Genomic DNA, 20,225 nt, shown 5'->3' with positions numbered 1-20,225 from the left:
CCCTGATTTTTAAATTATACTTTTTATTAATATCCTTCTGTTTGCTCCATACCCGACGCCTCAACCTCACTGGCCGGAATTGGACATATGGTCCTGTTATCTGTAGCCTGTATATTTAGATTGGCTGCATTCACACCGGTATTCACATGTTCATCTCCGGGACGGGAAATATCCTTACCCCTGCGAATATAATCATAGACGCCATGTCCTTCCAGGGCCAGTTCCCTTCTCCTCTCTTCTGCGATCCTCTCTTTAAGGGCTTCTCCGGTTTCAGTTGCCTTGTGCGCGGCAAAATTGGTAGTTCTGTTCTCTATAAGCGTATTCAGAAAAGTTAAAGCAGCGGTTTCTCCACCTCCTGCACCATGAGCTGCAGCCTCTGCAGCTATAAGGTACATTTCAGAAAGCCTGATTATAGGAATGTTGTGCGCGCTTAAACCACCACCATCACCCTGGTTGAAGTATTTGATAAACGCCTGCTGCGTACCTTCTTTATCCTCCTGCAACAGCAAGGCCCGGGGATCATTTTCATAGGCACCCAAAAGGTCTGTGAATGTTTTTGTGGCAATTACATCACCCTGTCCTCCATCACTTACATCAAACTGTGCTCCCAGACCATTACTTCCCAAAGAATTTTGGGCCGTAATACTTAGTTCAAAAAGAGATTCAGAATTGTAATTTTCAAATACATAGGAATCTTTCTGTAGCAGATTAGCTGCTCCTCTTGCATCAATTACTTCCGCGGCATATTTCAAAGCATTTCCCCAGTCCTGTTTGTAGAGGTAAACCCTGGCCATTAAGGCTTTCACCCCCATTTTAGTAAGGTATTTGGTACTGCCTTGTTCCCAGGTATTTTCCCCTAACAGATCATGAGCTTTTTGAAGGTCAAGAAGGACCTGGTCATAGGTTTCCCCTAATGAACTTCTATCTACCACCACCTCTTCAGATGACAACTTAAGCGGTAATCCCTGCGAAGATGCTCCGGCCCTTATCCACGGATAGGCAAACGTACGGGCAAGGTCAAAAAATACCATTCCCCTTAACCCATGGGCTTCCCCCAGGATCTCCCGTTTTGCAGCTTCACTGCCTTCCGCGGCTTCTATGTTATTTATAATCAGGTTCAGGTTATTAATAGCTTTATAAGACTGTCTCCACAGGTCTGCACAGCTACCACTATTGTTCGCACTTTCTTCATATTTATATGCGATAGATTCATAATCCCTGGGGTTAAAAGTGGTTTTAACGAACCGGAAATCTGTTCCTTTAACCGCGGCCCTTTTATATAATACCCGTCCTAAATAGGTATTCCGGGAAATTTCATTGTAGGTCCCAATTAGTAATTTATCCAGTTTTTCTACTGAATTAAGCACCAGATTTTCAGAAATAACATGATCCGGTGTTTGTGTGAGAACATCCTCGCTGCATCCCTGAAGAGACAGCAAGCCTAAGATCACTAATGTGTTTTTAAATATTTTCATTTTCTTGCTTTTTAAGTCTAAAATTGTAATTGAAGTCCCAGGATTATTGATCTTGCCGTTGGCACCTGGAAGAAATTCACCCCATCAACAACAGCCTCGGGATCATAGCCATCCAGTTCAGTAAACAGCAGTAAATTATCGCCCTGTGCATATAGGGATCCGCCTTTAAAAGTATCCCATAAGGCCGGCAGTTTATAACTCAGCTTTACGTTCTTTAATTTCAGGTAATCTGAATCATATAAATGCCTCGTGGAAACGTCGTTGGAAAAAGTTGGATTTCCATTGATCCTTATAGGCACAGTTGCATTTGGGTTGTTTGGATTCCAGGGATTTAACTGGGCCTCGGTATTGGTGAATTGAGGAGCATAGCCATCGTCATCCCGTTTAAAAGCGGTACGGTCATAGACTTTTCCTCCAAGGCCAAAGGTGAATAAGAAATCAAAAGAAAAATCCTTGTAATAGAACTCATTGAAAAAGCCCCCCTGGAAATCTGGCAGGGCATCTCCAAATACGCCAAAACCTGCATTCTGGGCATCTGTAGTTATATCACCGGTTCTTTCACCATCTACCAGCACATGATATTGCGCCAATCCTGTTTCAGGATTCACGCCTGCGTAATCCCTTAGGTAAAAGGAATAAATGCTTTCGCCCTCTTTAATAATCAAAGGATTCTGCCCATATCTTGAGCTGTAAGTAGAAATAATATTATTTTTTAATTTGGTGATCTCATTGTCCAGAACAGTAAGGTTTGCACTGGTTCTCCAGGTGAAGTTATCATTGGTAAATGGAGTATATCCTACTTCAAATTCCCATCCTTTGTTTACCATTTCTCCATAATTCTGTAATTGGGTAAGAAAGCCTGTGGTAGAGGAAACAGGAACATTCAGGAGAAGATCTTCCGTCTTTTTATGGAAGTAATTCACAGAAAGGTCAATATCCCTGAAGATATTCAAATCCATTCCAAAATTGAAATTCTTACTTTGCTCCCAGGAAAGATCAGGGTTTTGCAATTGGCCATAAGATAACCCAGATTCACCTCCATATCCTTTACTGTCGGTTTCAAAAAAAGCCAAAGCTGCATAGTACTGCGGTGGCAGGTTTCCATTCGTACCATAACTACCTCTAAACTTCAGGTAATTAAGGTTATCAATTTCAAGGAAATCCTCTTCTGAAGCCACCCAGGCTCCGGAAACCGACCAGAAAGTTCCCCAACGGGCATCTTTCCCAAATCTTGAAGATCCATCTCGTCTAAAACTTGAAGAGAGGTAATACTTGCGGTCAAAATTATAGGCAACCTGAGAAAAATAGGAAAGCAGGGAGTAATTTTCAGAAAAGCCCGTATGAGACCATAAAGTCCCAATACTGCTGGCGGAAAGTAGCTCGCTGTCCAGGACATCATATCCATAAACATTTATGGAATTCATTTTTGAGACCTGTGATTCCTGTCCCAGCAACACGTTGAAACCATGTAGGTCAAAGTTCTGGTTATAGGTAAGCACATTGGATAGGGTGTACTGGAGGATTTCACTCTTTACGCGGTTAAGCACTCCATTCCATATTCCCCCACCTGCACCAAATTCCTTATTGTCATAAAGGGTTTCATCTATCGCCTGTTGGTCTACACCAAAGGTTGTTTTGAAAGTGAGGGGTTTCAGGATGCGGAATTCTGCAAAAGCATCCCCCCTTACACGAAATTCAGTATTATTATATTCTCCCACTTTTAGCACCCCAATCGGGTTTGCATTCTTCTCAATAGCATTAGGCAGGTTGGCGTACCCCCCATATCCTTCCGGATCATAAATAGGAGCGGCAGGTGGTAATACCCGGGCCATGTACAATGGGTTTAATCCGCCGGCATAGGCACCATCAATATTGGCAGCATCTCTTTCAGATTTTGCTACAGAAAGGTTAGCTCCCAGTTTAAGCCAGTCTTTGGCCTGGTTTTCCAGGTTAAGGCGCCCTGAATATCTTTTAAGGCCCGTTTCAATTATAGTACCTGTTTGGTCCAGGTAATTCCCGGAGATAAAGAAGGAGGTATTTTCACTTCCACCTCTGGCCGAAAGATTATACTTTTTAAAACCCCCGGTTTGATAAATCGCATCTGTCCAGTCTGAATTAGGATTCGTAGTACCATAATTATCCTGATAATCACTCACCGCCTGGGCTTGATAAGAACTGTAAAGGCTGCTGTTCCCATAAACCCGGTTAAATTCGGCATTCTCATTATTCTGAATATATTGGTTTATTTGTCCTTCTATCCAGAGGTCTTTAAACTGCTCATTATTAATTAATTTTTCCCTGGTAAGATTTTGACTCCAGCCGCTCTCCACTCCCAGGGTGATTTCGGTTTCTCCGCTTTTCCCTTTTTTAGTGGTAATGATAACCACTCCGTTCGCTGCCCTGGATCCATAAAGAGAGGAAGCCGCAGCATCTTTTAATACGGTAATACTCTGGATATCTTCAGAGTTAATGGTAGAAAGAGGGTTATACCCTGTACTTCCCGTCATATCATCCCCTGCCCTAAGGTTGGAATCTGTATTTATTACCACCCCGTCCAGGACGTAGAGAGGTTGGGTAGAACCGCTTATAGATCCTACCCCGCGAATTTGGACATTAGATTGGCCTCCCGGCTGCCCGGAAGTGGAGATATTGACCCCGGAAACTTTACCCTGAAGGGCGGTTTCGAAACTCGCGGTAGCTCCCCGGGTAACAGCTTCATTGGAAACAGTTTCTGCCGCTCCCGTAAAACTTCTTTTGTTAGATGAACCGTACGCCACTACCATCACCTCATCCAGGGCCTGGGAGCTTTGTTTCAGGATCACATCCATAGTGTTTGATGTTCCTACGGTTCTGGTAACTGGAACAGTTCCAATAAAACTAAAATTGAGGACATCCCCCACTTCAGCGTTTATGGAGTATTCTCCGTCAAAATTGGTCTGTGTACCATTGTTGGTATTCTGTACCACCACATTCACTCCGGGAAGGGGCATACCGGACTCATCGGTTACAGTTCCCGTTATTGTTTTTTGTTGGGCAAAAGCATGTTGCCCTGCCAACCCCAGAAACAGGGTTAGCATTAATAAATATTTGCTATTCATAAAAAGTTGGTTTTTAGCTTGGATAATTTGAAAATAAAGTGTCGGTGGAATTATAGACAATGCCCTGGGGCAATGCTAAAATCCCATCAAAATAAAGAAAGCATCAGGTATCACCTGACACAAGCCTCTATAATCAAATTGTAAAAACCTGGCATAAAACCTGAATGTCGTACACCAATTGAGGAGGTTGATAAGGGGGGTATTCTATGACTTCAGCAGGAAGTTCCGGAAGGAGATTTAACAGTACAAAAGACATGGGTACTATAAAAGCCTGCTGTATAAGGTCAATGGAAAAAGAATAAATATTCAATTCATCCTGGCCCACAAAACTTTCAGTTTGATTGGAACAGCATGAATCCTCCATTTTCATTTGCATCTCCCCTGCTATGCCACAGGAATGCATTTCGGTTTCACACTTTTGAGCCTGGGAAAAAATTGCATGCCCTACTAAACTCTGGCCACAAAAGTGTTTTTCCACCGTGAAGGACATGGTGGAAAAGAGGACCAAAAAGGCCATCAGGAAGGAAAAAGTATGTAGGGAAACTTTTTTCATTAAACCAAATATAATAAAATGTTAAGACTAACTCCATTTTTAACACTTTTTCTGACGTTAAAATTTAAAAGCTGAAAATCAGGAGGTCCATTCAGGTTGTGGGTTGTTGGTTGTGGGTTGCCAGTTTCTGCTGTGATCTGCGGGAAAATCTTTTTTCTACGAACTGGAACTACCATAAGTACCCGGGCGAATTTAAACAGGATTATGGAAGAAGGGATGTATGATATTCTGATATGATGGTTTAAAGGTGAGATAGATTTTCCGCTCACCTAATTTCATCTCTAAAACTATCCTGTTTCCAATTTGAACCTCCTGTTTTATTATTTTTAGTTTCTTAAAAAAACTATATTTGTTAGATTGACAGGTATTTACTACCTAATAATTGCTCCCTCCCTACAGGGTATATTTAATTTTCTTACACCAATTTAAATTTACCGATTAAATCCTATGGACAAAAATGTAGCGCCCCAAATTGAAAGGAGTCGACAGGAATTATTAGATCTTGGTTTAAGAGGCAATTCCTTGCTTCATTTCAAGGCCTCAGCTGTAAGCCTTACTCTAACAGGTCATCTATCTAATGAGGTTTATAACAATATTGTAGAAAATCAAAAAAGGATGGGTTTTTCGCCTTTGGTTAAAGGAAGTAAAGAGGAGGTCGGGAAATCAGAAAGACTACCGGAATTATTTGATGCACCTACTGTTGAAAAACCTACTTCTAAAAACCGATTTAATACCCAGTTACTGGAGGATCAATTAGATAAAAGATTATTGAAAATCAATACTGAGGCAGAAACATATTTTCAAGAGCAGGGAATTGATATTCTGTATTTAGCAATGGGATTTTTAATATGGTATGAGGATAAGAATTCCAATTTGGAAAGAAAAGCACCGTTAATTTTGATCCCCGTTTCTTTAAAAAGATCAAATGCTCAGGATAGGTATAAACTGGAATACACTCAAGTTGATTTAAGTACAAACCTTACGCTTAAGGCAAAATTAAAAATGGATTTCAACATAGAACTGCCAGAGTTTAGTGAAGAAATTGAAGTTCAGGAATATTTGAAAATTGTTAAAACAGCAATTAAAAAGGAAGATAGGTGGAGAATAGAGGAAAATGAGATGCATCTTGGTTTTTTTAAATTTGGAAAATTCCAAATGTATCAAGATCTGGATGCTAAAAATTGGCCCAAAAATAAACAACCTTCTGACCACCCAATTCTTCAATCTCTTTTTGGAAATGGATTTGAAAATTTTAATGACACGGAAAAAGGCGATTTCGGTGAGGAAGATATTTTTAATGGACTTCAAAATTTAGATGAATTTCATTTCATTGCAGATGCCGACTCAAGCCAAACAGAAGCTATTATTCAAATAAAACAAGGGAAAAATTTAGTTATACAAGGACCTCCCGGAACTGGAAAATCTCAAACTATTACAAATATTATATCTGAAGCTCTATCCGATGATAAAAAAATTCTTTTCGTTTCGGAAAAGATGGTAGCTCTTGAGGTTGTAAAAAGAAGGTTAGATAGTTGTTATTTAGGGGATTGTGTTCTGGAGTTACATAGTCATAAGAGTAATAAACGTACCGTTTTGGAGGAAATAGGACGCACTTTAGAATTAGGTGTTCCAAAAGTTGATGATCGCTCCATTCAAAAAAACCGGTATAAAGAGTTACAGTCTAGCCTGGATAATTACTGTGAAGCGACTGGTAAAAAAATTCTAAATTCAGGAATTAACTTCGTACAAGCTGTAGGATATTTATTACATTTTCAAAAAAAGATCGAAACATATCAACTTAAGGGGATAGAAATACCAGGTTCTCTATACTGGTACCCTAAAGATTTTTCGGAAGCGGAAACACTGGTCAAGGAGATTGTGGCTTTCCTTAATGAAAATACCTCCCCTTCAAAAAATCCTTTTTGTGAATCCCAAATAGATCACTTCTCCCCTGATGATAGATCTAATATGGAACACATTCTAAAAAAAATCTTAGAATTAAGCCAGGTTTGTGAAATTGAGCTGGGGGAACTATTATTACTCCTTCCAATTTCCGAACCGCAAACTTTACTGGATATATACAGGTTAATTCATACTTTCCGCCATTTAAAAAATATACCAGATGTTATATCAGTAAATTATAAATCCCCCGAATGGTTATCGAGTAAAGACAAAATTGAAAGTTGTCTGAAATATGGAAAGACTGCTAAGGAAATCTATGACAACCATCAAAATGAACTTTCTGATGAAGCCTGGAACACAGATCTCACTGAAATAAAAAAAGTCTATGAGACTAAGGGCGGTAAATGGTGGAAATTTCTTTCCCCTGATTATTGGAAGGCCCAAAAAGTTATGAGGGAAATTTATAAAAAAGAACTTCCTTCGGTTCCTGAAATACTTTCAACTATTGATTATATAATAACCTTTCAGGAAAACAGGTCTGCTTTTGAAAGTTATGAGGAATTGGGAAGGAAACTATTTTTGGAAAAGTGGAAAAGCATTCATAGCAATTGGGCAGAAAATGAAAATATCTATTTATGGCTATTGAACCTCTATTCTAATATGGAAAAAGAGGTGTTTACACCAGGAATTGAAAAGATTTTGGATAAGATTTCACCCGTAAATGATATCACGGCCCAGTTCAGCAGATTAGAGACTGATATTAAAGAACTTAGCTCCCTCATTATCCAGTTAAATGAGATTTTACAAGTTGAAAATTTAAAGGATTTTGAAAAGGAATCTTTGCAGAATTTGGGAACTAAATATTCCATATTCATTGAAAAATCTCAGGAAATTTTTTCTATGGCACGTTACAATGCTATCGTTTCCAAATTGGATAAATATAATTTAAATATTGTCAAGGAAATTAGCTTTGAATGGAATTTTCCGTCTGATTACTTACTTGACTTATTTTACTACAGCTGGTATAAGTCCTTGGTAGATTTTGCATACAGAACTAATGATCCTATTAAATTCTTTGACCGGGCGGGCCATATGAAAGATATTGAAGAATTTAAAACCTTGGACAATGATTTGGCTCATTTCTCCCAAGAGAAACTCACCATGAACCATTTTCAAAGAATGCCCCGTAATTCTTCTGGTGAAATGTCAACTATAAAGAGAGAAATAAACAAAAAAAGGAGACATATGCCTATAAGGCAATTGTTATTGCAGGCAGGGAATGCAGTACAGCAAATAAAACCGGTTTTTATGATGAGTCCAATGTCTGTTTCAACCTTTTTGTCACCCGGTTCTCTTGAATTTGATTTGGTGATTTTTGATGAGGCAAGCCAGGTAAAAGTAGTTGATGCGTTAATACCAATTCTACGGGGGAAACAAATTGTTGTAGTTGGTGATTCAAAACAAATGCCTCCAACAGATTTTTTTAGCCGAACTTTTGAAGATGAAGAGGAAACTGTAACTGGTGATATAGAAAGCATTTTAAGCATGTTTTTGGCTCAGGGAGCTCCAGAAAAAATGTTGAAATGGCATTATAGAAGTAGGCACGATTCCTTAATTAATGTTTCCAATCAAGAATTTTATGATGGTCGCTTAATGGTTTTTCCAAGTTCGGGAATTAACCTGGATGCAAAAGGTTTAAAATTTAATCACATTAAGGAATCTTTTTATGAAAGGGGTACTTCCAGAACGAATCCAAATGAGGCGCGGATGGTTGCACAAGCGATCATGAACCATGCCCACAGGAAGCCAAATCTCACATTGGGGGTCGTAGCATTTTCAACCGCACAGCGCGATAGTATTATCTTAGAGCTGGAGCGTTTACGGCGACAAGATACCAGTTATGAAAGTTTTTTCTCAGCAGAAAAACTGGAAGAATTTTTTATTAAAAATTTAGAGAATGTACAGGGAGACGAAAGGGACGTAATTTTTATAAGCATTGGTTATGGAAAAACCGCTCAAGGTAATTTACCACAAAATTTCGGGCCTTTAAATAGGGAAGGCGGGGAAAGGAGATTAAACGTTTTAATTACACGGGCCCGCCTCGCTATGGAAGTTTTTTGCAATTTCACAGCTGATGATCTAAATACCAGCAGCAATTCGCCCTTTGGTATAAAAGCCTTGAAAAGTTTTTTAAAATATGCTGAACATGGAAAATTAGAGGATCGAAAAGAAACCGGAAAAGAAACAGACTCCCCTTTTGAAGATCAGGTCATCAAAGCAATCAAAAATATGGGTTACGAATTAGAACCACAAGTGGGGTCGGCAGGATTCTTTATTGATATCGCTGTAAAAGACCCCGAAAGGCCCGGGAAATATATTTTAGCTGTTGAATGTGACGGCGCGAGTTATCACAGTACAGTCAGTGCCCGGGATAGGGACAGATTACGTCAGAATGTATTGGAAGGTATGGGATGGAAATTCCATCGTATTTGGAGCACGGACTGGTTTAGAACTGAATCTAAACAAATCTCTTTATTGCAAGCGGCGATTGAAAATGCAATAAGGGAAACTCAAAAGGAAAATGAAAGCAATCAAAAGAAGGAGTTAGAGAACTTTGAAAATAGTCCACTATCGATTACACGAGAGGATATTGAAATCGTCGATAATAAATCGATACCATATAAAATATTTATGGATGATTTTACGGTCCCGTTACAGGGGGAAATTCCTTTTATTTCTAAAATTTCAATAGCAAAAGGAATTTCGCAAATTGTTAAAGAAGAAGGCCCGATCCATTTGAAGGATGTGGCCAAAAGAATAACGGATAAAATGGGTATTGGTAGGATTGGGAATAGAATTTTTGATCACATTAAGGAATCTGCAAGATATGGTCACAGTCAAAAATGGTTCTATTTAAGTAACAATTTTATTTATGTTGATGAATCCAAAGAAATAGAAATTAGGGATAGAAGTCTATTACCAATTTCTTATAAAAATATTGAGCATGTTCCTCCGGAGGAAATTCAAAAAGCGATTTTTGAAACAATAGAAATGTCTTTTTCCATTAGTCAAACTGAGGTGATATCTGAAACCTTATCTAAGATGGGATTTGGCCGTGCAACATTAAAAGCCAGTAATATAGTTAAATCGGAAATTAAAAAATTAATCCGCTCTCAAAAAATTAAAATGGAACAGGAACGATTAATTATATCCTAATAAAAATTACTTAAAGATCAACATTTAAATTCTTTAAATTTTTGTCACTTATGAATGAAGAGCAAGCAGATACAATGATTAGATTATTAGAATCAATTGATTATAAATTGGGAAACATTGAAAGTAATACATCACCGGTATACGATGCATCAGATATATGCTCGAGATTAGACGAAATTCTTCAAGCTGTTGAAAATAACACATCATCAACTTATAATGCCTCAGATATTTGCTCAAAATTAGATGATATTCTTATTGCAATTGAAAATCAAACTTGAGCCTATTCGATCTATCCTTATGGGAACCAACCCAGAGTTTTGTAAAAAAGGAATATGAAAAATATACCTCCCAACTAAAAAGATAACATTAAGTATTGATTACAATTTTCTCAGGATACCAATCCAATATCACCCTCCCTATCTCTGTATCCAATTTTCCATTCTTAAGAATGTTCAATCTCCCAACCGCACAATGATGGTTTCTGTCTTTAAACAATCGGAATTCCGGTTGAACGGTTTCAGTGGCAGGGTATAATAACATCCACTGGACAGATTCCCAGTAATCATTTTAAACATACATCGGGCGAAGGTCATGTGTGGAGGGTTTGAAATTAAAACACCTCCTTAAGCTCTCTGAACATTTCTATAGTGGTATAGCATTTTATTCCAAAAGGTGTAGCCGCATCCGGGAGTTTAACTTTGGATAACCTGCGCGGCTCACTAGTTTCGTGGGTTACAATTACATTACCATTTGCCATGGTATAGGCTGCCAACCAGGCATCTGCCTCATCTGTATCTAAAAACTCATTCAAAGCTCCTGTGGTAAATTGTGGAATTCTCATACTTGCCCAGCTTACTACTTTAGAATACTCCGTAAGGCAATTTGACGAATCCTTAAAAAAATCATTAGGGAGATGGGCTTTACACCAGGCGGTAAGATTATCTTTATTTTGAAATATTTCGCGTTGTACTTTGTCAATTGAGATTATGGTTCCATCTTCTGCCAGTTCTTTTACCTTAAGCCAGAAACCTGGGACCACGTCGAGAGGATAATGAAATCGATAGGCTTGAATAAAAAAGTTGCTATCCAATAAATACGGGGGGACAACAACCATGTTAATACAGGTGTTGGGTTACAAAGTTTTCATAAGTATTGCCTTTCAAACCTGTAATTTTATAGGCGTCCCTGTATAAAAGTCGGTTTTGTTTTACTGCCTGGTCAACATAAGTGGCAAAATGCGGACTAATTCGCTTTTTAGAAGTTGCATAAAAATCTCCGCCACTACCCTGGCTCTCCTTTTTGCGACGAACTCCCTCCATATAATTATTATAAAACTGAAAGAAAATTTCTTTGGTAATCTTGTTTAAATCTAATGCACGCCTAGCAATAACTATTGGACTAACTTTAAATATTTTACTCAATTTTCGAAAATCCTTTTCTTCCGGCCAGACCTGTAGGAAAGATGCATGAGGCACTAAAAATTCTGCAGCTACCTGGTCACACAATTTTTCGACGGGATCATTTGCCGGTAGAAGATTTTGATTATCAAAACCTGCACTCTCGCCTAGCCAAACATGCGCAAGCTCATGAACAAGTGTAAATAATTGAGCCGCTTTGGCATCGGCAGCATTCACGAATAAGAAAGGTACCATTTTATTTACCAGTACAAATCCTCTGCACTCCTCAACGGGAATAGGTCTATGAGTATTATTTCCTACTACTCCGTTGAAGTTGACGATTATACCTGTTTCTTCAATTTTACTGGTAAGATAATTTAAAGCTCCCTCAAAATTTGGATATTCCCGAGCCCAATCTTTTTCTATTGTTAGAGTCCTTCTTATATCCTCTACAATGCTGTCACAGGAAGCAGAGTTATTAAATTTGCCTACAAAGGAAAGAGGCTGCTCCTCATTCTCAAGTAAATAATCTGTAAGCCAATCCTGCCTTCGTTGTAAAATTAAGATGGTATCATAAACATTTAGGCTAACCTTTTTGGTTGCAACTCCTCCTGTCCTGAAAAATGGAAAAGAAATAGTTTCATTTGGAGGTTCCGGTAAGAATAAATATCCAAAAGGTAAATGTAATTTATTAGCAAGGTCCTCCAATTGCTTAACTGTTGGGGTTTTGATTTTCTCCAACCAATATTCAACTTTAGGATTTTTCAATAAAAATTCCTGCAAATCATATCCTGCCCGGGCAATGGCCCAGGTAAGAATATCAGGATTAATATTGATTTCTCCTTTCATTGTACCAAAGGTAGGAAAAATGGAAATGATTTATAGAGTTACTGCTTTCCTTAAAAACTGCCTATATATTAATTTTATCTTTGAAGGGAGTGAATTAAATTATCTGCTGATAATAACTTTGGAATTATGTTAAAAAAATTAACTAACTTTCCCCTTCGGTTTCTTCCCTACAGGATCCTGATTTACAAAACACCAACTATTTTCCCCACTTAATGGCAAAAGCAGACATTGATTTTGAAAAAGAACTCTGGGATGCGGCGAACGAATTGCGCGGCGCGGTATCTGAGAATAACTATAAAAACTACATCTTACCCCTTGTCTTCGTAAAGCACCTTAGCGAACGCTATGAGGTGGTGCGAGAGGAACTCAAGGAGCAGCTAAATGATCCTGAATCTGATTATTACACTACAGATAAGGAGGAGATCAATTACGTCCTGGAAGACCGGGATGAATACCGTTCCCGAAATACGTTTAAAATTCCGGAAACCGCTTCCTGGCAGTATTTGAAGGATAATGCCGAACAGGATGATATCAAGGTGAAGATAGATGATGCCTTTGATGTGATCCAGGAACTTTTAACGGGCTATAACCCCCAGCTGGTGAATATTTTGCCGCGGATCTTTGTGCGGAGTGAACTTTCTCCCAAACAAACCGGCGGAATCATCAACCTCCTCTCCCACCCTAAATTTTCTGAAAAGGAAAATCCTGAAAGCGATATCCTGGGCCGTATCTATGAATATTACATTGGCCGCTTTGCAATGGCCGAAGGCTCGGGTGCGGGGCAATTCTTTACGCCGGGAAGTATCGTAAGGCTGCTGGTGGAACTTTTGGAGCCTTTCAAAGGCCGCATCTTTGATCCCGCTTGTGGGAGTGGCGGTATGTTTGTGCAGAGTTTGAAGTTCATCAAAGAACACGGTGGAAACAAAAAAGACATCGCGATCTATGGGCAGGAAATGACTGCACAAACCTTGCGGTTGTGCCTTATGAACCTGATGCTGCGGGACCTTTCATTTGACATAAAACTGGGAAATTCGTTGCTCGATGACAAATTCCCAAACCTGAAAGCCGACTATATTATTGCCAATCCGCCATTTAACGTGAGCAACTGGCATCCTGAAGATCTGCCCGATGGCGATCCCCGGTTATTTGGTCCCAAAGAAGAATTCACTACAGATGGCAGCGCCAATTATATGTGGATGCAAACCTTCTGGCACCATTTAAGCGACACCGGTACTGCCGGGATTGTAATGGCAAACGGCGCGATGACCTCCAACAACAAAGGAGAGAAAAACGTGCGGCAGCATATGGTAGACAATTCTATGATAGATGCCATTGTACGCCTGCCAGATAAGCTGTTCCTAACCACCGGAATTCCCGCCTGCCTTTTTATCCTGAGCAAAAACCGCGACGGAAAAGACGATACCCACCGCGAACGAAACAACGAGATCCTGTTCCTGGACGCCTCCAAAATGGGCACAATGGCCAGCAGAAAACTGAGAGTATTTAGTGATGATGATATAAATAAAATAGCTGAAACTTACCACAAGTGGCGCAACGTCTCCTCCCTCGATGTCTCCCTGAGCGGAGTCGAAGGGTACCGGGACATCGAAGGTTTCTCTAAAGCAGCAACCATAGCCGAGGTTCAAAAACAGGATTACAAACTCACCCCCGGGATCTATGTAGGCACTGAAGCCGAAGAAGATGACGGGATCCCCTTTGAAGAAAAGATGGAGGGTTTGAAAACGCAGTTGCTGGAACAATTTGAAAAAGGAGAGGAATTGAAAGAAAGGATCATAGCGAATTTTGAGAAAATATTTTGAATAGAAAAACCAGCAGAGCATAAAATGAAAAAAACGGGAATTATTGCAGGTTGTGTGATAACGATTATTTTATTTTTAATTATTACGAGTGGACTATATTGGTTTTACGATCAAGCATATTTTAGGGATAATTATACAGTTAGAATTGAGCAGGATATTGGGGGGAATTAATTTGTAATGTTTCCTATGCAACCGGTAAAGAAACCTATAATTATTTCATTAGATATCAATATATAGATCCAGAAGGGAATACTTACAATTTGGGCAACGGATTTTTGGAGAATATCAAATGGTCTGAAAAAGACCAGTTGAAAAAATTTAATGACTGGATCATTTTACCCACAAATGAAAACGTAGATGTCATAAAAATTATTTCGTTGAATTTAAATTCTGAAACTAAAACAGATTATTTATTAGACCTTAATTCAGATCAAACTGGAAGTATTTGGAAGGTTCAGGATAGTAAACCAGAGTCTATGGAAATTCCTGCTGAAATGAAAATCGACACAATCATTAACAAGAAAATTTTTATCAAATATACTTTAAACCATAAAAATGAGAGTATTGAAGATTTTACAACGCTAATAATAGAATATGAAAAGGAAGAAGAAAGTGGATTTCACATTTTTAAAACTATTCAAAAAATAGATTAATCGTTCGCTAATATTAAAAAATACAATGGCAAAATGTTCTTAAAAATATTGAGAACGACAATTTCCGTTTTAACGGTATAGAAAAATTTTATAAGAAAAGAGTAGTGGTTACAATGACATAAAAGGCTTCTGTAAAGGAGCAAAATTGAGGAAGTAGTTAAACAGAATTACAAACTCACCCCGGGCATCTATGTTGGCACCGAAGCCGAAGAAGATAACGGGATCCCTTTTGAAGAAAAGATGGATGGACTTAAAGCCCAGTTATTAATGCAGTTTGAAAAAGGGGAAGAATTGAAGGAAAAGATTAAAGCAAATTTTAATAAAATACTTTAAGGAATTGATAAGTGACCATATAAAAATTTTCACTTTTTCATTTTACTAAAGCGTTCACAATTTTAAAACAATCTGAAAAAATGAACAGAGAAATATTAAATTACTAAGCGCTGGTGCAATTAAACCATAAATGGAATTAAAGAAAATTTAAATCATTGTTTTAAGTAAGCTAAAATAAAAATATGATAAACGAATTAATTACAGATATCGCATACGATAAGATTACAGTGTCCCAAGCACTGACAAGAGCTAAATTAATTGCACGACAATTAAAGAACGAAACCTTCAAAAACTGGCTAAATAAAGAGCTAAATGGTTACGAGTTTGAAGATCCCTTATTACCAGATTACCGAAAAATTTGGGCGGAAATACAATTGACTGCTGAATTCCCCTACGGGAGAACCCAAAGTTTTCCTGTAGTTCTTTCAGATAAAAGACAAGATATATCGGACTTACTAAACCACCATCGTGTTATTGAACCAATCTCAATTGTTGAACAAAATATTAGTCAAATAAGTGAAGGGACCGCTCAAATACATTTAAATGGTGGAATGGTTCAATCGGTTAGTGAATTATACAAAGATCAGGTTCAGGCATATGGTGGAGTTATAAGAAGTGGAGTTAGAATTATTGCAAAAACACAACTTTCAAATATTGTAGAATTAACCAAGCAGAAACTTATTGATACCCTTCAAGATTTGGAAGAACAATTTCCTGATTTAGACAACAAATATGTTATGAACGAAGATAATAAAGAAAAGGCGCAGAATATAATAACAAATAATATTTATGGGAATAACAATCCTTTAAACGTTGCAGCTGGAGAGAATATAAAACAAGGAGATATCACTTTGACTGTAAATGAAACCTATATTAATAAATTAAAAGAACTGGGCGTTGAAGAAGATGCTATTACCGAATTAGAAATAATTGACAGGGAAAATCCTAAAGGTTCAGCGAAAAGAAAAGACAAGATAATGAGTTGGTTAGGAAAAGTAACAGCATCCATAACAGCAAAAGGAATATATGAGAACATACCTGCTTTAGTTGATTTAGTTGGGACAATCATCTAAAAAAAGTCTACTTACACCAATGTATAATAACAATGCTCAAATCTATCTTAATTCTAAAAAAGATTTCGCTTGCAACACTTGATTTTCCTGCAGACAATCAAGCTCGCCAGCTCGCACTTTTTTATGAACATTGTGCATATACAAAGACTATTTTAATTAATAACAAATGACATCAGAAAATTTTAAGACTCATAAAATCTTCGACCGACTAAATTCATTTGAAGAAGTGCTGGAAAAAGATGTAGTCAAAGAAAAAGTTGACCTCGAAAAACTTTCATTTTTCCAAACTGTTTTTTCCTATATAAATCAACGAGTAAAGCTGACAATTCCTGATTTGGTTCAACAAGCTGAAATGGACAATTTGAGTAGCGAGATGAATGCGGGAATAACACAAATTAATCAATTTTTAGGAAATAATAATGTCGGCCATCTGGAAAATGCCACCAATAACTTTATAGCTGCGATAAATAGAATTAAGAATTTTCCAATTCCTATAGCTAAAGCTGACTTTAACTTTTCTCGAAAAATTGCGGATTTTGAAAAAACAGCGAAAAGCAAATACATCGCATTGGAGAAGCATAAGGAAAAACTTGAAAATGCGATTTTAGATTTTGAGAAAGATTTAAAGAACAAAGAAACTGAAATCCAAACCCTTATTAAACTCGTTGAGAATAAAGAAACTGAAATTCAAAACCTATCATCAACTTTTCGAACAGATTTTGAAAATATAAAATCAGCTCATAATCAAAGTTTCCAGAATGATAAAACTCAATATCGAACTGAAATTGATGCAGTTAAAGGAGAGTTTAAAGAAGAAATTATTGAAATCAGAGAAGAAATTGATACGGATACTACTGATTTAATCTCTAAATTAACCACAAAGCTCGAAGAGGCTGAGAGATTAGTGAATATAATTGGAAATGTTGGTGTTACAGGAAATTATCAAAACATTGCTAATAGTCATAAATCGAGCGCAGATTTTTGGCGTGTTATGGCAATTATATTTATGGCCGTCTTTTCTTTATTATTGGTTTGGACTATCATCGATTTAAGTTCGGAAGGATTTGATTGGGTAAAATCTGTAATTAGATTAGTTGCTGCTGCTGCTTTATCATATCCAGCAACTTATGCAGCACGTGAATCTTCAAAACATAGAAAATTAGAAACACAAAATAGGAATGCAGAACTTGAATTAGCTTCTATTAATCCATTTATTGAAAATCTTTCAGACGATAAAAAACAAATCATAAAGGAGAAACTTGCCGAGAAATATTTTGGCAATAATAAGAACGATGATTTTTTAAATGAAAAGGAAACAGAAGGTTTATCTATTCCCGCATTGGAAAGATTACTAAATGCATTAGCTAAAATAAAGGGTTAAAACATATGAAAATTTACTACCTGGACACCTGTTTCAATTTTGGGAAATATGAAGGTAAAACTTTAGAAGAAGTAATTTCAATTCAACCTGATTACATTAATTGGTGTATTTTAAATCTGGATCACTTTTTAGTTGATGAGGATCAATTGGAGGAATTTTTAGAAATCAATACCTCATTTTTCCTTTCTAAGAATGCACTAATGAAGTTAGAAATTAAATGGGATGAATATGATTTCAATGATAGGAGTTCATATGGCAGTGAAGAAACTGAATGGGCTAATGATGTTCAAGATTATGATGATTGGCTAAATACTGAATTCGGGGATGACGCCGGCACAGCTTATTGGAATATGGATTAAACTACTAATGCCAATCAAGAGCAGTGTTAAATTGAAAAACTTTGGTTTCTTAACTGCAACAAACCTTATTCGAGTTTTAGCAGTATTTGCTGGGATGACAGCAACAAAAATAATGAGACAGACATTAACATACATATTATTTCTTACAACTTTTGTTTGCTTGGGGACAACAACCAAGGTAACAAGAGTAATTGACGGTGACACCTTTGAAACCGAAACAGGCGAAAAGGTTCGATTAATCGGAATTAATGCTCCTGAGATTTCAGACATATTTGGAAAAGAAGCAAAGGAATATCTTTCTTCACTTATCGAAAACAAAACCGTTTTCCTACAATATGATAACCTTTCCAAGGACCGAGACCGTTATCAAAGACTTTTAAGGTATGTAATTCTTGACGGTGTTGATATTAATAAAAAAATGATAGCAGACGGCTTCGCATTCGCTTATCTAAAATACCAATTTAGTAATTCAAGCGATTATAAAACAGCTCAATTTCAAGCAAGAGAAACAAACAGCGGAATTTGGGGGGACGGAAATAAAGAAACAATTATTGACGAACAAGAAATAAATGAGGCCTCATTTTGGCAAGACCTTTCATTAAAAGCTTACTTAGTTGGCTCTTTGGTGGGAATTCTTTTATTTATTGGGCTTTATACTTATTTCAGAAAATGATTATACAAGGAACATTTACCAATAAACCCAAACGTTTTAGCACCTATTCCTACGTTGAGAATGAATTTTTTAATGCAGACAGGGAAACATTACGAAAGATTACAGACTTGTATTATGACCTATATGGCTATGGTCCATATAAATATTTGATAAACACATACCCTTATTGGAAATCAAGAAATGTTTCAACTTCTCCACAAACTATGGGTAGAATTATTGAATGTGTCCCAAGGTTTTTATCGGACGAAAAACGGTTTTTTATTTTGAAAAATGAAGTAATAAATTTCATTGAAAAGCTTCATCATAAGCAACAAAACAAAAACACATCCCTTTCTGAGCTTAATACTTTATTTAAAAATTACCAAACACAAATTGATAATTTCAATCAATCCAACTTGCCTTATATGGTTGGAAAGAGAATTTTCACGCCGGAAGAAATTGAACAGTTTTTACTTGTTTGTAAATACGCTCTTTTAGAAAAATTGAACCTTGCTTTCCGGCAAGTTCAAAATGACCTTGTTTTGTTTAAGGAGAAAATATCAAGCTTCAACACAGGAGTTTTTAAAGCAAGTTATCAAATTGATTTTCTAAATTCCAAAATTGACCTTTCGGACATTAACGAAATACAACCTGATTTTATAAAACTTAAGCAGCAAGAAATTAATCCAAATGGAGCATATAAGCAATTTGCTGAGCAATACATTTTGGAGGAATTTATGGAGATGAGTTTTTCCGTAAAGGAAGGCGCCGTAAATCATTTTATAAAATCAAAAGATTTAGATTTTTTCCTTGACCAATACTATCAGATTAATACAAAAGAAAATGAAGCCACTCTCAAATCTGACTTTAAGGGTGAAGGTGGACAGCTAACTGTGATCTTAGAAGTTAAGTCCGTACATAAAATTAAATCAATGATTTTATTTTCAGCTGCAAAACTGTTAATCTATTTTGCTGTTTTAATTTTTGCGATTCTTCTTGTTGTTAGACTTAAACTATATGAGGTTGTCATACCTGTTATTATAGGCGGCTTTATTTTAGGCCTTATTTTACTTGAAATTTTCAGATCAGAAATACAAACATTAAAAAACTTAAAACTCGACTTAAAAAGATATGGACAATAACAATCAACTTGCAAGACTTGATAATACTAAAGTCATTGATATTATCTCTAAAATCCCTAATCTAACTGATGATGACAGGCACAAACTATCATTGAGGGTGGCATCAGACGATGTTGAAGTCAGAAAGGGAGCTTTAGAGAAATTAATGCAAAGCCATATTGCTCAAAACGACCTGATAACAATTATGGGTGAATTGACAATATTAAATAAACAGGGAATGTATGTCAAATCTAAACAGACCATCAAAACAGGTTCAGGGACTTTTGAAATTGAAATGAGAGGGGGGATACTAAACTAATCATTCCAGTAATAATAATTCTTG

At 37.0% G+C, this 20,225-nt stretch carries 15 protein-coding genes; 10 read left to right on the top strand and 5 right to left on the bottom strand.

Translation table 11 applies throughout. The features are described 5' to 3' along the window. Positions 1 to 26: 26 nt before the first annotated feature. The 3 genes from FK178_RS15320 to FK178_RS15310 form a co-directional block, all read right to left on the bottom strand. Positions 27 to 1,475 (bottom strand): RagB/SusD family nutrient uptake outer membrane protein, encoded by a 1,449-nt coding sequence (locus FK178_RS15320; RefSeq protein ID WP_146837276.1) that lies wholly within the window; start codon positions 1,473 to 1,475, stop codon positions 27 to 29. 17 nt (positions 1,476 to 1,492) lie between these two features. Then, positions 1,493 to 4,573: a SusC/RagA family TonB-linked outer membrane protein gene (locus FK178_RS15315; protein ID WP_146837273.1), complete on the bottom strand. Its 3,081-nt coding sequence runs from the start codon at positions 4,571 to 4,573 to the stop codon at positions 1,493 to 1,495. A 133-nt stretch (positions 4,574 to 4,706) separates the two neighbouring features. Continuing rightward, positions 4,707 to 5,126, bottom strand: coding sequence for an HYC_CC_PP family protein (locus FK178_RS15310; RefSeq protein ID WP_146837270.1), 420 nt, complete (start codon positions 5,124 to 5,126; stop codon positions 4,707 to 4,709). Between the two features lie 447 nt (positions 5,127 to 5,573). Here FK178_RS15310 and FK178_RS15305 point away from each other — a divergent pair, with 447 nt between their 5' ends. Together FK178_RS15305 and FK178_RS15300 are read left to right on the top strand one after the other, a co-directional pair. Continuing rightward, positions 5,574 to 10,244 carry a DUF3320 domain-containing protein gene (locus tag FK178_RS15305; protein ID WP_146837267.1) on the top strand — a complete coding sequence of 1,557 codons (4,671 nt, stop codon included), beginning with the start codon at positions 5,574 to 5,576 and terminating at the stop codon, positions 10,242 to 10,244. A 50-nt stretch (positions 10,245 to 10,294) separates the two neighbouring features. Beyond that, positions 10,295 to 10,522, top strand: coding sequence for a hypothetical protein (locus tag FK178_RS15300; protein WP_146837264.1), 228 nt, complete (start codon positions 10,295 to 10,297; stop codon positions 10,520 to 10,522). 332 nt (positions 10,523 to 10,854) lie between these two features. On the opposite strand, the gene FK178_RS15295 is transcribed toward FK178_RS15300, so the two are convergent. Then, positions 10,855 to 11,358, bottom strand: a complete 504-nt coding sequence (locus FK178_RS15295) for a DUF4411 family protein (protein ID WP_146837261.1) — start codon at positions 11,356 to 11,358, stop codon at positions 10,855 to 10,857. A gap of 1 nt (position 11,359) precedes the next feature. After that, complete coding sequence (locus FK178_RS15290) at positions 11,360 to 12,490, bottom strand: ImmA/IrrE family metallo-endopeptidase (RefSeq protein WP_146837257.1); 1,131 nt, start codon at positions 12,488 to 12,490, stop codon at positions 11,360 to 11,362. A 212-nt stretch (positions 12,491 to 12,702) separates the two neighbouring features. On the opposite strand from FK178_RS15290, the gene FK178_RS15285 reads away from it, so the two are divergent. From FK178_RS15285 to FK178_RS15245, 8 genes are all read left to right on the top strand, one after another. Beyond that, positions 12,703 to 14,310 carry a type I restriction-modification system subunit M gene (locus FK178_RS15285; RefSeq protein WP_146837253.1) on the top strand — a complete coding sequence of 536 codons (1,608 nt, stop codon included), beginning with the start codon at positions 12,703 to 12,705 and terminating at the stop codon, positions 14,308 to 14,310. A 275-nt stretch (positions 14,311 to 14,585) separates the two neighbouring features. After that, entirely contained in the window at positions 14,586 to 14,963 is a 378-nt protein-coding gene (locus tag FK178_RS15280; RefSeq protein WP_146837250.1) for a hypothetical protein, read from the top strand. Between the two features lie 515 nt (positions 14,964 to 15,478). Continuing rightward, complete coding sequence (locus FK178_RS15270) at positions 15,479 to 16,369, top strand: AbiTii domain-containing protein (protein WP_146837247.1); 891 nt, start codon at positions 15,479 to 15,481, stop codon at positions 16,367 to 16,369. Positions 16,370 to 16,535: 166 nt separating this feature from the next. Next, positions 16,536 to 17,750: a hypothetical protein gene (locus FK178_RS15265; protein WP_146837244.1), complete on the top strand. Its 1,215-nt coding sequence runs from the start codon at positions 16,536 to 16,538 to the stop codon at positions 17,748 to 17,750. Positions 17,751 to 17,755: 5 nt separating this feature from the next. Further along, entirely contained in the window at positions 17,756 to 18,109 is a 354-nt protein-coding gene (locus FK178_RS15260; RefSeq protein WP_146837242.1) for an exodeoxyribonuclease X C-terminal domain-containing protein, read from the top strand. A gap of 7 nt (positions 18,110 to 18,116) precedes the next feature. Next, the gene (locus FK178_RS15255; protein WP_168194611.1) at positions 18,117 to 18,782 is read left to right on the top strand and encodes a thermonuclease family protein; all 666 of its coding nucleotides are present in this window, start codon (positions 18,117 to 18,119) and stop codon (positions 18,780 to 18,782) included. Next, positions 18,779 to 19,903: a hypothetical protein gene (locus FK178_RS15250; RefSeq protein WP_146837236.1), complete on the top strand. Its 1,125-nt coding sequence runs from the start codon at positions 18,779 to 18,781 to the stop codon at positions 19,901 to 19,903. Before FK178_RS15255 ends, FK178_RS15250 begins: the two co-directional genes overlap by 4 nt. Then, positions 19,893 to 20,201 carry a hypothetical protein gene (locus tag FK178_RS15245; protein ID WP_146837233.1) on the top strand — a complete coding sequence of 103 codons (309 nt, stop codon included), beginning with the start codon at positions 19,893 to 19,895 and terminating at the stop codon, positions 20,199 to 20,201. The genes FK178_RS15250 and FK178_RS15245 overlap by 11 nt, the downstream gene beginning before the upstream one ends. Positions 20,202 to 20,225: the final 24 nt, after the last annotated feature.

Source organism: Antarcticibacterium arcticum (assembly GCF_007993795.1).
Lineage (GTDB): Bacteria > Bacteroidota > Bacteroidia > Flavobacteriales > Flavobacteriaceae > Gillisia > Gillisia arctica.
The sequence above is the reverse complement of the archived record's forward strand: the minus strand, read 5'-3'. Positions and strand labels throughout refer to the sequence as shown.